Raw genomic sequence first — 13,371 nt, forward strand, 5'->3', positions numbered from 1 at the left:
CGCCGCGTTGAGGGGGCCGGCGCCCGAAAGGCAGCGTCAGGCGCCGCGGTGGCCGGCGAAGAATTCCCGCAGCAACCCGCCGCACTCCTGCTCCCGGACCCCGGCGTACACCTCCACCCAATGGTTCAACCGGCGCTCGCGGAGAATGTCGAACACGGACCCGGCGGCCCCGGCTTTCTCGTCCCACGCGCCGAAGACCACCCGCGGAATCCGCGCCAGCACCACGGCGCCGGCGCACATGGCGCACGGCTCCAACGTCACCACCAGGGTGCAGTCTTCCAGCCGCCAGCCGTCGTCGGCTGCGCCCTCCAGCGCCCGCCGCTCGCGCAGCCGGGCCGCGGCCTCCCGGATCGCCACCATCTCGGCGTGCGCCGTCGGGTCCCCGAGTGCCTCCCGCTCGTTGCGCCCGGCGCCGAGCACCGAGCCGTCCGGTCCGATCACGACGGCGCCGATCGGCACGTCCTCGGTGGCCAGCGCCCGGCGCGCCTCGGCAAGGGCCAGGCCCATCCATTCCGCATGGCGTGGCTCGGGGGTGGTCATGGCTCAATGATAGTTTCGACCCTAAGCAAGCTGTGCACTTGAGCGGGTGCACCGGGAAGTCGGGAGAGGGCATTGAGCACCAAGACTGAGAGCTGGCTGATGCGGCGCTGGGGAAAGTGGGTGGTGCCCTATGCCGCACTCTGGATCACCATGCTGATCGGCGGCGTCGTCGTCGTCGCCCTGGCGCTGACGAGCGCGGAAGTCTACGACAACGTCGTGGACGACGCCGGCCTGGCAAGCCTCGACAAGCCCACGCTGGGGTTCATGCAACAGCTGCGCAGTCCCGGCCTGGACGCGTTCGTCACCGGGTTCACCAATATTGGCGGTGGAATCGGCATGCCGATCCTGGCCAGCATCCTGACGGCATGGCTGATCTGGGTCTCGCGGACCTGGCGGCCGCTCATCCTGATCGGCGGAGCCGCCGCGGTGTCGATCACCGCCACAACGGTGGGCAAGAAACTGATCGGCCGGGCCCGCCCCGACTTCGCGGACGCGGTGCCGCCTTACGAGACCTCGCCGTCGTTCCCCAGCGGCCACACGCTGAACACCACCGTGGTAATCGGGCTCGTGGTCTACCTCGCCTGCCTGCAGGTCAGACGCACCATAGCCCGCGTCGGTTTGATCACCGCGGGTGCGATCTTCATCCTTGCGATGGGCATGAGCCGCGTCTTCCTGGGCCATCACTGGATGACCGATGTGATCTTCGGCTGGGCCCTGGGGCTGGGCTGGGTGGGGATCGTGATCCTGGCCCACAGGCTGTTCCATGTGCTGCGGCACCGGGAACACACCGGCCCCGCGCCGACGTTCGACAACGATGCGCACCTGCGCGACGGCGCCCCCGCCCGCGGCCGCAAGGGCAGCACCGCGGAGCGGACCGCCGACGCCGATACCCCGGACCCCGCGGGACGGTCCTGAAGGTCCGGGTGGTAGTTTTGACCCATGCGCACTCTCGTTGTCGACCACCCGCTGGTCGCCCATAAACTAACCGTTCTGCGGGACAAGAACACCCCGTCCCCGGTCTTCCGCCAGCTCACCGAGGAGCTCGTCACGCTCCTGGCCTATGAGGCAACCCGGGACGTCCGCACCGAGCCGGTGACCATCGAGACGCCGGTCAGCACCACCGTCGGCACGGCTTTCACCAAGCCCACCCCGCTGGTGGTTCCGATCCTGCGCGCCGGTCTCGGCATGCTGGAGGGCATGACCAAGCTGGTGCCCACCGCCGAGGTCGGCTTCCTGGGCATGGCCCGGGACGAAGAGACCCTGGACATCATCACCTACGCCGAGCGCCTCCCGGAGAACCTGACAGACCGGCAGATCTTCGTCCTGGACCCGATGCTCGCCACCGGCGGCACCCTGCGCGAGGCGATCAAGTTCCTCTTCAAGCGCGGCGCGTCGGACGTCACCTGCATCTGCCTGCTGGCCGCCCCGGAGGGCCTGGCCAAGCTGGAAGAAGAGCTCTCGGACGCCAACGTGACCATCGTGCTGGCCTCCATCGACGAGAAGCTCAACGAAAAGTCGTACATTGTGCCCGGGCTGGGCGACGCCGGAGACCGCCTGTACGGCATCGCGGTCTAGCCGCCGGCATGCACTGCTGCCCTCGCGGGTAGGGCGGTTGAAACGTCCCCGCGGTCAAGGGTTCCGGCGTAAGGCGTCCGGGACTAGCCTGTGCCCATGGACTGGAAACTTGAACTCGTGTTTGTCCCCGTGTCGGATGTGGACCGGGCCAAGGACTTCTATGTGAACAAGGTCGGCTTCAACGCCGACTACGACGAACGGCCCACGCCAGGCATCCGTTTCGTCCAGCTGACCCCGCCGGGTTCCGGGTGCTCGATCGCGATTGGCGAGGGCCTCAACGACGCCCCGCCCGGCACCGCCCCCGGCCTGCAGCTGGTCGTCAGCGACATCCAGGCGGCGCACCAGCAACTCAAGGACAACGGTGTGGACGTCAGCGACATCGATGTCCAGGACTGGGGGCATTTCGTCTACTTCGCCGATCCCGACGGCAACAAATGGGGGGTGCAGTACATTCCCAACCGTCCGAACGGCTAGCGCGGCGGCGCGGTTCCGTAGCGCGGCCCGTATTCCGCAGGCGGCGCGGCGGCAGGCGCACGTGAGGCCCCGGATCCAAGGATCCGGGGCCTCACTCATGGCATGCAGCCTCGGCCGCGCTTAGTACCAGTTGTTCGCGTAGTGGAAGTTCAGGGCGCCGCACGGTGAACCGTAGCGGTCCTGCACGTACTGCAGTCCCCAGTTGATCTGGGTCCGGTAGTTGGTCCGGTAATCGGCGCCGGCGCTGGCCATCTTTTCGGCGGGCAGCGATTGGACCACGCCGTAAGCGCCGCTGCTGGCGTTGGTAGCCGTGGTCTTCCAGTCGGACTCCCTGGTCCACAACTTCATCAGGCATTGCATCTCGCTCGGGGCCCAGCCGTGGGCGGGCAGCTGAGAGGCGGCGTAGGCCTGCGCACCGGCGGGGTCGTCAATGGCGACCGGCTTCGCGGGAGCAGGCGCCTTGGCAGCCGGAGCCGGCGCCTTGGCCGCCGGGGCCTTAGCGGGCTTGATTTTGGAGGCCTGGGCCTCCACGCTCATCGGGGCGGGCGAGGTGGGCGTGTTGCTGCCGACGCGTTCGAAGTCCAGGGTCTGCAGGGACGCGGCCGTGTTTTTCGACGCTTCGGCCGTATGCGCTGCAGTGCCGGAGGCCTGGCCCGCGGCCCCTGCCCCCAGCAGGACGGCGAAAGCGGTGGCTACGACGGCGGCGCGCTTGCCGTTGGTCCGGGCACGGGGCCTGGACGGGCTCGAAGTGTGCTTCGCCGGCTCGGCGCGGTGGCGCGCGCGCTCGGCGTCGGACGTGCGTTTAGCGCCTTCTGGGCGCGTGGGTGCCTTGATTTCAGTCATGTTCGCCTCTCAACGCCTACGGAGTTAGCTGTCGGGTTCGGATGCGAAATCCGGCCGCACGGAATCTCGACGTGGCGGCTTAACCCCAAGGGTGCATGGATGCAGAATGCCCGGGAACTCTGGGTTCCCCGTCTCTGCCTGGTCCATGGGAATCCGGGTAGCGGCAGAGTTTGGCGTCAGCCCGGACACGCGGCCAGATCGATGGCCGCACCCTAAAACGGTACCGGACTTTCAATCAGATGTCACATTTAGGTAACGGCTGGCCCCTGCTGCGGAGCGGCGTCTTGCCTTCACGGCCGCCGCGTGGGTGCCCGTTTCGACGGTTCCGTGCCCGCTCGACGCCGGTAAGCATCGAGCGGGCACGGAACCGTCGAAACGGCGCGGCGGAGACGGAGGCAAGCGGGGGAGAGGAGCCTACTTCGCCAGCGTGTACACGGTGGCGTTCCCCACGGTCTGGGCCTGGTAGTTGGCCGCGACCCAGCTGGCGACCTCGGAGTTGCCGCCGCGGCCCCCGCCCAGGCCGCCCAGGCCGCCGGAGATGAAGTAGCCGATCTCGCCGCGGTCCACCATCGCTTGGAACTGCTCGAGCGTGGGGTACGGGTCGCCGCCGTTCCAGCCGCCCAGCGCGATCACATTGGTGCCGGTGGCGAGTTCCAGGCTGGCGGCCTGGGTGGCGCCGGAGACAATCCCGGACCATTTGGCGCCGGAGGACTTCAGCAACGCTGTCAGCTCGGCCGACGCCGTATCCGCGCCGGGTCCGCCGGGCCCGCCGGCGGCCGCCCCGCTGGAACCGAGGATCCCGCCGTCCGGCCTGCCCGCCGCCCCGAAGCCGCCGCCCATCGCGGACGCGGTGGGCCCGGAGGTGGGGATTGACCCCGAATGCGCCTGGGCCGCCGTCGCCAGCGTCCAGGCGGTGGTCCCGAGCCCGCCGGCCAGCAGTGAAAGGACCACGACGCCGGCCGCAGCGGCTTTGCGGAGCCGGGCCGGGAGCGCCGCCAGGCTGTCCACCCGGAGCAGCAGCGCCGCGGCGGCCAGCACGCCCAGGACGACGGCGATCACCCGGAGCCCGGGCAGCCATGCCGGGTCGCGGCCCAGGAGCACGGCGGACCAGACCGAGGCAGCCAACACCGTCACGGCCAGGACCATCCGAGCGGGCCAGTGGGTCCGGCCGCGCCACAGTTCCGCCGAGCCGATGCCCACCAGGGCCGCGACGGCGGGGGCCAGTGCCACGGCATAGTACGGATGCACGGTGCCGCTCATGAAGCTGAAGATGCCTGCCGTGATCAGCAGCCAGCCGCCCCAGAGCAGGAGCGCGGCACGGGTGGCGGAGGTCCGGGCCTCGCGCCGGGTGAACCACAAACCTGCCACCAGCAGAACCAGGGCCGCCGGCAACAGCCAGGACACTTCACCGCCGAAACTGGTTCCGAACATCCGGGTGATCCCGGCCGCGCCGCCGAAGCCCACGTTGCCGTTTCCGCCCGGGCCGCCGGCATTTCCGCCGGGCATCCCGCCGGGCATCCCGCCGCCGGACCCGGTGATCCGGCCCAGGCCGTTGTAGCCGAAGGTGAGTTCCAGGAAGCTGTTGGTCTCCGACCCCGCCATGTACGGCCGGGCCGAGGCGGGAGTGAGCTGGAACAGCGCCAGGTAGCTGCCGGCCACGACGGCGATCCCCGCCGCGGCGGCGAGGAGGTGCAGGAGCCGGCGGCCGAGGGTGGTGGGTGCCGCCCACAGGTAGGCCAGGGCCAGTCCGGGCACAATCAGGAAGCCCTGCAGCATCTTGGTCAGGAATGCCAGGCCGATTACCGCGCCGGCTACGGCGAGCCATTTCCAGCCGGCCTTTTCGATGGCGCGGGTGGTGAGGTAGGCGGCCAGCACCAAGCACAGGGTGAGCATGGCGTCGGGGTTGTTGAAGCGGAACATCAGGGCTGCCACTGGGGTCAGCGCCAGGGCGCCGCCGGCCAGCAGGCCCGCCGCGGGACCGGACACGCGTTTGACGGTCAGGTACAGAAGTCCGACGGCGGCCACCCCCATCAGCGCCTGGGGAATGAGCATGCTCAGTGCCGAGAAACCGAAGATCCGCCCGGCGAGGGCCGGGATCCAGAGCGCGGCCGGTGGCTTGTCCACCGTGATGGCGTTGCCCGCGTCGAGGGAGCCGAACAGCAGCGCGGTCCAGTCCTTGGTGCCGGCCTGGATCGCTGCGGCGTAGAAGGAGTTGGCGTAGCCGGTGGCTTCCAGGTTCCACAGGTACATCACTGCGGTGAAGACCAGCAGCAGGGCCGCCGAGGGCCGCACCCACCGCCGCTGTGGTCCGAACAGCAGGCGTGCCCGGCGGTCCTGCGCGGCGGCCGGTCGAGGAGCTGCCGGGCGGGTCGCCGTCGTCGAGTGTGCGGGCGCCGATGCGGGCGTGCTGCCGGCCGGGCCGCCGGTGGCGGGGTCGAGGGTTGCGGTCATTTACTTGGCCGTTTCTGTGTGGGGGAGGGCTGAGTCGTTGGCGGCAGACGCCGGAGCATAGGGAACGGCGCCGGGGGCCGGAGGAATGGGGGCGCCCCGACGGCGGAAGACCACGTGCCGGAACAGCAGGAATTTGATGGCGGTGGCGGCCAGGTTGGCGGCGGTCACTGTGACCAGTTCCAGCCAGCGGTCAGGGGTTCCGCCGGACGTGCCGTGGACGAAGGCGAGCGCACCGGAGGTCAGGGCCAGCCCGATCCCGAAGACCAGCAGCCCCTCGAAATGGTGGCAGGCCGCCTGGCTGCTGCCCTGGATGCCGAAGGTGAAGCGCCGGTTCGCCGCGGTGTTGGCCACCGCGGTAGTGAGCAAGGCGAGGAAGTTGGCCAGCTGCGGGTCCATGATTCCCCGGCAGAGCACGAAGATCAGCAAGTACGCGAGGGTCGAAGCCACCCCGATGCTGCCGAAGCGCACGAGCTGGCCGAAGAGGCTTCCGCCGGGGCTTTGTTCCTGGGCCCGGGACGAAGCCGGCAGCGGTCCGCGGGCCAGGGCGGAGCGGAGTTCGGGAACCGGGATCCGGCCCGAGAGCAGGTCCCGGCTCAGCCGGGCCATGCCGCGCAGGTCCGCGATGGCCGTCTGGACGATGTCCACGCTGGAGTCCGGGTCGTCGGTCCAATCGACCGGGACTTCGTGGACGCGCAGGCCGCACCTCTCGGCGAGTACCAGCAGCTCTGTGTCGAAGAACCAGGCGTTGTCCAGCGTGTGCGGGAGCAGCTGCCGGGCCACGTCCGCCCGGATGGCCTTGAAGCCGCACTGGGCGTCGCTGAAGTGGGCGCCCAGGCACGACTGCAGCAGCAAGTTGTAGCTGCGCGAGATGAATTCCCGTTTGGGTCCGCGGACCACACGCGAGTTGTGGGTCAGCCGGGTCCCGATCGCGAGGTCCGAGTGCCCCGAAATGAGCGGGGCCAGCACGGGGCCGAGCGCCGCCAGGTCGGTGGACAGGTCCACGTCCATGTACGCCAGGAGCGGCGACGGCGAGGCAAGCCACACCTTGCGCAGCGCATTCCCGCGGCCTTTTTCGGCCATGTGGACGACGTTGACCTCCCGGAGCTCACGGGCGACGCGTTCCGCCGTCTGGAGTGTTCCGTCGGTGCTGGCGTTATCCGCCACCGTGATCCGAAAGGAATGCGGGAAGCAGCCGACAAGGTAGGCGTGCAGCCGGCGCAGGCACGCTTCGAGGTCCCGTTCCTCGTTGAACACCGGAATGGTGACATCCAGCACCGGTGTGGTGGTGCGGGTGTCGATGGCTGAACGCAGGCTCCCGGGGCCGGTGACCGCCGGGGCCAACGGGCCCGGGCCGGGCGGCGCGGCCGGGCCGGCCGGCGTCGCCGTGGAGTGGGGCAGTGTTCCTGGGGCCTGGTCTGTGAACGTCATGGCTCAACTTTCCCGGCGGCCCATATGAGGGCTTTAGGGTCAGGCTGTGCGGGGGCTGTGGAAGTGTGGACCGGCGCCGCCGTGCCGCCGTCCGGACGTGCGCAGCCGCCCGCTACGCCAGCGGAGGCGCCGCGGGCAGCCGAACGGCGAACTCTGTCCGGCCCGGCCGGGACGTGACCTCGACGGTCCCGCCGTGCGCCTCCACGATCGACTGCACAATCGACAAGCCCAGGCCGCTGGTGCCCTCGGAGGCGGCGGCCGCTGTCGCGACCGCCGACGTGCCCTCACGGCTTCGCACCGGACGGGCCTCGGAACCGGCGGCCGGATTGGTGCGCGCGGCGTCGGCCCTGGCGAACCGGGCGAAGACCCGGCCGAGGAATTCGGGGGCGATGCCGCTGCCGTTGTCCGTCACGGTGACCACGGCGCTGCCGTCAGCCGAACGCATGACGCCCGTGACCACCTTCGTCCCGGGGGCCGTGTGTTTGCGGGCATTGGACAGGAGGTTGGCGAGGACCTGGTGAAGCTGGGTCGCGTCCCCGCGCACCACCACGGGTTCGTCCGGGAGCTCCAGCTGCCAGAGGCGGTCGGGTGCCATGACTTTCTCGTCGCTCACCGTTTCGACGGCCAGCTGGGTGAGGTCGACGTCGGTGACCTTGAGCGGCTGCCCCTCGTCCAGCCGTGCCAGCAGCAGCAGGTCCTCCACCAGGGTGGTCATCCGCTCGGACTGGCTTTGGACGCGGGCTAGTGACTTCTCGCCGTCGGGCGTGAAATGCTCGGTCATCCGCATCAGCTCCGTGTAGCCGCGGATCGCGGTGAGCGGGGTGCGGAGCTCGTGCGAGGCATCGGCGACAAACTGCCGCACCCTCATCTCGCTCTCCTGCCGTGCCTCGAGGGCGTTGGAGACGTTGTCCAGCATCTGGTTCAGCGCGTAGCCCACGCTGCCCACCTCGGTTCCCGGATGGGCAGCCGACGCCGGGACCCGCACGCCCAGGGCCACCTCGCCGGCGTCCAGCGGCAAACGCGAGACCTTGGTGGCCACCTCGGAGAGCTGTTCCAGCGGCTTCATGGTCCGCCGGATGAGAGCGGTGCCGGCGAGGCCGATCAGCACGAGGCCGCCCGCCGATACCACCCCCAGGGTCCAGACGAGCGAGGCCAGCGTGTTCTGCTTTTCGTCCAGTGGGAGGCCGGTGACGATCACGTCGCCATAGGTTGCGCGCACAGCCGTCAGTCGGTAGTCGCCGGCCGAGAGCGTCCGGTCCACGGGCACGCCGTTCGGGGTCAGGGCCAGGAGGACGGCGTTGTCATCGGAGGACAGGCTCTTTCTGGTGGCGTCCCCGGCCAGGAAGCCTGCGCTGGCCACCGTGCCGGCCAGCAGCCGGGCGTTGAGCGTCCCGATGCCCTGACCCCGGGCTTCGAGCGGGTCGGGGCGCCTTCCCGCATCGTCCGGGGAGGGCCTGCCGAACTCGCTCGACCGGTGGGATGCCTGCTCCAGCTGGGTGTCGAGCTGCCGGGTGAGGAAAGCGTCCATGGAGGCGTAGCTGAAGACTCCCACGGCGCCGCAGATGGCCACGAGCAGCGCCATGGCGACGAGGACCAGCCGGGTACGCAAATGCCACGTGGCCGGGTTGCGCCAGTCGCGCCCGGGTACGGGTGTCACGCCGGAAAGAGCGGGCACGGATCAGTCCGCCGGTTTCAGCACGTAGCCGGCGCCGCGCACCGTGTGGATCATCGGTGCGCGGTTGGCGTCGATCTTCTTGCGGAGGTAGGAAATGTAGAGTTCCACGATGTTCGCCTGGCCGCCGAAATCGTAGTCCCAGACCCGGTCCAGGATCTGGGCCTTGCTGATGACCCGTTTGGGGTTTTCCATGAGGTAGCGCAGCAGCTCGAACTGGGTGGCGGTCAGATGGATATCCTCACCGGCCCGGGTAACGTCCCGGGTGTCGACGTTGAGCACCAGGTCACCCACCACGAGTTCGGCGGTGTCCATGGCGGCCACCCCGGAGCGCTGGACCAGTCGGTGGAGCCGGAGCAGCACCTCTTCCATACTGAAGGGCTTCGTGACGTAGTCATCGCCGCCGGCCGCCAGCCCGGTAATGCGGTCCTGGACGGCGTCTTTGGCCGTGAGGAACAGCGCGGGAACTTCCGGCGCGAACGCGCGGATCCGGCTGAGCAGTTCGACGCCGTCGAACCCGGGGAGCATCACGTCCAGCACGAGCACGTCGGGGCGGAAATCCTTGGCAAGCTTGACCGCTCCGGGGCCATCCGCCGCCACAGCCACGGACCAGCCAGCCATCCGGAGCCCCATGCTCATGAGCTCCGACAGGCTGGGCTCATCGTCCACCACCAGCGCGCGGATGGGCGAGCCGTCGGGATGCGTGAGCTGGGGCAGGTTATTGGTCGTGGAGTGCGAAGTGGCCATGGGACGACTCTCCGGTCTGCCGTTGAGGCGCGGCTTTGGGGACCCTGTGCGGCACCTGTGAATCTCAGACTACCGAGCTGGAAGTCGCCCCGGGAGCGGGAGGCCTGGTACGGTACGGCTGCCGAACGGACGCCCGGTCCCGCTGAAAGGTCACAGGCGCGGCTGTTGGCCCGCACAGCCCCGGCACAGGACCGCTTACCACGCTGGGGTGGACACAAATCCGCACCCCGACAGGAGAAACACCATGAGCGGTCAGCAGCCCGAATCCGGTTCCCGCCCGATCCCCGAACCCGGCTCCGACGCCCCCACCCCGGCGGCTCCCGCGCCCGTCACCACGCCCTATGCCGCCGCGCAGCCTGCCGCCGAGCAGCCGGCGGCCTCGCCGGCGGCCTCGCCGGCGGAAGCCGGACAGCCCGCTGACGGTCGGGCCCCCGGCTGGGGTGCGCCGGCCGCCCCGGGCTGGGGTGCGCCGTCGGCCGCAGCCCGGCAGACCTCGGCGGGGAAGCCGTGGACCCTCAAGCGGGGACTCGCCGTCGCGGGCGCGGCTGTTGTGCTGGCAGCCGGCGCCGGCGTCGGCGTGTATGCCCTCAGCTCAAGTTCGGCGGAGGCCAGCGGGACCGGGGTCGGGGCAGCCGGCGGGCCCGGCAGCGCCAGCCAAGGCTCCGTCCCGGGGATGCCGGACGCCCCGCAAGGAGGGTTCGCGGGAGGCGGAATGTCCGGGCAGGGCGGTCACGACGACTTCGCAGCGGGCATGGGCGGCCTGGCCGGCGGGCTGTCCGCAGCTGTGCACGCCGAATACGTCGTGCTGAACGGAAGCGAGTACACCGCCATGGCCGAGCAGCTGGGAACAGTGAGCCAGGTCAGCGCGTCCTCCGTCACGGTCAAGAGCAGTGACGGGTTCGCCCGCAGCTATGCCCTCGGCAGCAACCTGGTGGTGAGCAACATGGAACAGCGGCGCCAGCAGGCCGGCGGAACAGGCTCCCAGATGAGCGTTGCGGACATTGTCGCCGGCGGGACCGTGCGGGTCGTCGCCGCGAAGGACGGATCCGGTTACACGGCCTCGTCGGTCCAGATTGTGGCGGCCACCGCCACCGGCCAGACCAACTGACTTCCGCAAACTTCCGCACCGGGCACACTGCCGGGCCACGCGGCCCGGCAGCGTGCCCACTCCGTGGACTACTGGCGGCGGCGGAACTCTTCCGAATGGATTCCGCCATTGATGCCTACAGTGAACGTTTTCCGGCCTGAGGGCCAGGATGGCGAAGAATCTTCGGCAAGGAGCGCCAAAGAGCCGTTCGGTCGGCAAAACACATATTGATTCGCCTGCTTATCAAAATTGTGATTTACACTACAATCGCCATTTTCGTCTCACGATGCGGACTTTGGAGTCCATTGTTACTTGCTAGTTCTTATTGTTACGTTGCACACTTCAATTGTGAACAAGAACTCAACAGCACCTGCAGCCGCAGCTTCCTGGATCAGCGCACCAGCTGGTACTGAGATGCCCTGTTGTCGAATGCACGCCTAACTTCTACACCCCAGAACGTTTCTAGGCATTCGCCCCCAGCCCAGCGTCGGGCGCCCCTCCCCAGTTCTCATTGCGGGGAAATTAGCATTCGAGCCGCGATGACGGCCATTCACATTGAGGTAAGCATTCCATGTCAGTTGCATCCGGATACGTCCACATCTCCGTCCGTAACGCCAACAAGGCCGGCCAGAACGGCCTCCGCCAGGGCTTCGGCGGCCGTCCGAGCTTCCCCGCCGGATCCGGCAACAGCTTCCCCGCCCCCGGCTATGCCGCGCAGGGCTACAACCCCAGCTCCTACGGCCAGCTCCGCGCCGTCCCCGCCGCCGAGCCGGCCCCGGCCACCGCACCGACCCCGGTGATCGCCTCCGGCAACGGCAGCCCGGTCCGCCCCGTGCCCAACGACAACGTGGCCCGCGGCTTCGTGCTCTACATGGGTATTGACGAGGAGACTGCAGCCGCTGCCGGCACCTCGATTGCCAAGCTGGCCCAGGAGATCCGCGCCTACGCCCAGTCGCTTGTGGCCGGCGCCGAAAGCTATGCCGCCGTCGCCGTCGCCCCGGCGTCCGCGCCGGGTTCCGCGCTCGACGTCGTCCGGTCCACCTTCGGCGATCCCACCGCCGGTGCCCGCCAGCGCGCCGAGAACGCCCGGCTGCAGCAGCCCCAGGACCCGCGCCCGTCCGGCGTGCTGATCGACCTCGCCCGCCGCGAAGTGGCGCTCGACGGCGAATCGCTGAACCTCACGTTCAAGGAATTCGAGCTGCTCAACTACCTCGTGGAGAACGGCACCCGCACCGTGGGCCGCGACGAACTCCTTGAGGGCCTGTGGCGCAATGCCGAAGAGGTCCCCAACGAGCGGACCATCGACGTGCACATCCGCCGGCTGCGCTCCAAGCTTGGCCGCCTGGCCAATACCGTGCGGACGGTGCGCGGCCAGGGCTACCGGTTCTACGAGCACCCCGAAGTCGTAGTCTGGGCCGCTCCGGAATACTCCATCTAGCTCTTAGCTTCACGCAAAGCGCCCGCCCCTCCTTTGGGGCGGGCGCTTCCGCTTTCGCGGCACGATAGTCACGCGCGTCCGACGGCATTTTGCCGTGCCTTAGACACCTCCCTCGTTCCTCGGTCGGCGATGCGGCACTACGCAAAACGCCGCCGTCCGCGCTGTCGGGATGCGCCGCTGCGCTGCAGCGCCCTCGCAACACGAACTGACATTCCGGAGCACGGATCGACGGAGTATGTGCCTCCGCGGGGTTTGGACTCTGTTGCGTTTGGGGGCTTCGGCGTAGTCTCGGTCCCGTCGATCCGACTATTGGGAGGAAACATGTCCGTTGCACGTATTACTACCCTGAGTTCCAACTCCAAAACCTCGTTTGACGCCGCCATCAAGGAAGGCGTCGACCGGGCCAACAAGACCTTGCGGAATGTCACCGGGGCATGGGTCAAGGAGCAGAAAGTTGAAATCAGCGACGGCGCCGTCGTGGCCTGGCATGTGGTGCTGGAAGTGACCTTCGTCCTGGACGACTGACAGGTCGCCCGCTGTGGAGCGCGCTCGTGGCCAAGCCGGCCGCACTAGGATTGAGCCATGAGCGCGCATCACATCAAACGTCTGGTGCTCATGCGGCACGCCAAGGCGGACTGGCCGGGCGGCATCGCCGACCACGAGCGGCCGCTCGAAGAGCGCGGGCACCGGGAAGCGCCGCTGGCCGGGAAGTGGCTCCTTAAACACGGTGTGGTCCCCGACTTCATCCTCTGCTCCAGCGCCCTGCGGACGCGGCAGACCTGCACCTGGGTGTGCAGCGAACTGGGGGACAAGGCCCCGACGCCGAAACTTGAGGACGGCCTTTACGGCGCCTCGGCCCTGCGCATGTTGGCGGTTATTAACCATGTCCCGGACACCGTCACGACGCTCATGGTGATCTCGCACATGCCCGGTGTGCAGGACCTGGCCATGCATCTGGCCTCCCGGGACTCCAACCATGACGCCTACATGGACGCGGCCACGCGCTATCCCACCAGCGGCCTGACGGTCTTCGAGACTGAGAAGTCCTGGGCAGAGCTGGACGGCCAGGACGCACGGCTGACCCACTTCAAGGTGCCCCGCGCGAAGTAGCAGGCC

13 protein-coding genes and 1 riboswitch are annotated in these 13,371 nt (G+C 68.9%); of the genes, 7 read left to right on the top strand and 6 right to left on the bottom strand.

Going from position 1 to position 13,371, the window contains the following annotated elements:
• Positions 1-36: 36 nt before the first annotated feature.
• The gene (locus AB4Y91_RS13690) at positions 37-540 is read right to left on the bottom strand and encodes a nucleoside deaminase (protein WP_441418993.1); all 504 of its coding nucleotides are present in this window, start codon (positions 538-540) and stop codon (positions 37-39) included.
• Between the two features lie 99 nt (positions 541-639).
• Between AB4Y91_RS13690 and AB4Y91_RS13695 the strand changes: the two genes are divergently transcribed.
• From AB4Y91_RS13695 to AB4Y91_RS13705, 3 genes are all read left to right on the top strand, one after another.
• Positions 640-1,455: a phosphatase PAP2 family protein gene (locus tag AB4Y91_RS13695; RefSeq protein ID WP_441419060.1), complete on the top strand. Its 816-nt coding sequence runs from the start codon at positions 640-642 to the stop codon at positions 1,453-1,455.
• 24 nt (positions 1,456-1,479) lie between these two features.
• On the top strand, positions 1,480-2,115 hold the full coding sequence (gene upp, locus AB4Y91_RS13700; RefSeq protein ID WP_441418994.1) for a uracil phosphoribosyltransferase: 636 nt from the start codon (positions 1,480-1,482) through the stop codon (positions 2,113-2,115).
• Positions 2,116-2,211: 96 nt separating this feature from the next.
• A complete protein-coding gene (locus AB4Y91_RS13705) occupies positions 2,212-2,589 on the top strand; it encodes a VOC family protein (protein WP_441418995.1) in 378 nt (125 codons plus the stop codon).
• A 120-nt stretch (positions 2,590-2,709) separates the two neighbouring features.
• Here AB4Y91_RS13705 and AB4Y91_RS13710 read toward each other — a convergent pair whose 3' ends face one another.
• From AB4Y91_RS13710 to AB4Y91_RS13730, 5 genes are all read right to left on the bottom strand, one after another.
• Positions 2,710-3,432, bottom strand: a complete 723-nt coding sequence (locus AB4Y91_RS13710; RefSeq protein WP_441418996.1) for a hypothetical protein — start codon at positions 3,430-3,432, stop codon at positions 2,710-2,712.
• Positions 3,431-3,611, bottom strand: a riboswitch (cyclic di-AMP (ydaO/yuaA leader). Its footprint overlaps the gene before it by 2 nt.
• 235 nt (positions 3,612-3,846) lie before the next feature.
• Positions 3,847-5,883, bottom strand: a complete 2,037-nt coding sequence (locus AB4Y91_RS13715; RefSeq protein WP_441418997.1) for a glycosyltransferase family 39 protein — start codon at positions 5,881-5,883, stop codon at positions 3,847-3,849.
• Positions 5,884-7,311, bottom strand: a complete 1,428-nt coding sequence (locus AB4Y91_RS13720; protein WP_441418998.1) for a glycosyltransferase — start codon at positions 7,309-7,311, stop codon at positions 5,884-5,886.
• 112 nt (positions 7,312-7,423) lie between these two features.
• A complete protein-coding gene (locus tag AB4Y91_RS13725; protein WP_441419061.1) occupies positions 7,424-8,893 on the bottom strand; it encodes a HAMP domain-containing sensor histidine kinase in 1,470 nt (489 codons plus the stop codon).
• Between the two features lie 96 nt (positions 8,894-8,989).
• Positions 8,990-9,730: a response regulator transcription factor gene (locus AB4Y91_RS13730; protein WP_441418999.1), complete on the bottom strand. Its 741-nt coding sequence runs from the start codon at positions 9,728-9,730 to the stop codon at positions 8,990-8,992.
• Positions 9,731-9,974: 244 nt separating this feature from the next.
• Here AB4Y91_RS13730 and AB4Y91_RS13735 point away from each other — a divergent pair, with 244 nt between their 5' ends.
• The 4 genes from AB4Y91_RS13735 (at position 9,975) to AB4Y91_RS13750 (ending at position 13,365) form a co-directional block, all read left to right on the top strand.
• Positions 9,975-10,838: a hypothetical protein gene (locus AB4Y91_RS13735; RefSeq protein WP_441419000.1), complete on the top strand. Its 864-nt coding sequence runs from the start codon at positions 9,975-9,977 to the stop codon at positions 10,836-10,838.
• A gap of 550 nt (positions 10,839-11,388) precedes the next feature.
• The gene (locus tag AB4Y91_RS13740; protein WP_441419001.1) at positions 11,389-12,255 is read left to right on the top strand and encodes a winged helix-turn-helix domain-containing protein; all 867 of its coding nucleotides are present in this window, start codon (positions 11,389-11,391) and stop codon (positions 12,253-12,255) included.
• A 321-nt stretch (positions 12,256-12,576) separates the two neighbouring features.
• Positions 12,577-12,780: a dodecin family protein gene (locus tag AB4Y91_RS13745; protein WP_146335814.1), complete on the top strand. Its 204-nt coding sequence runs from the start codon at positions 12,577-12,579 to the stop codon at positions 12,778-12,780.
• 57 nt (positions 12,781-12,837) lie between these two features.
• Positions 12,838-13,365 carry a SixA phosphatase family protein gene (locus tag AB4Y91_RS13750; protein ID WP_441419002.1) on the top strand — a complete coding sequence of 176 codons (528 nt, stop codon included), beginning with the start codon at positions 12,838-12,840 and terminating at the stop codon, positions 13,363-13,365.
• Positions 13,366-13,371 lie beyond the last annotated feature (6 nt).

The organism is Arthrobacter sp. YAF16 (assembly GCF_052113385.1).
Lineage (GTDB): Bacteria > Actinomycetota > Actinomycetes > Actinomycetales > Micrococcaceae > Arthrobacter.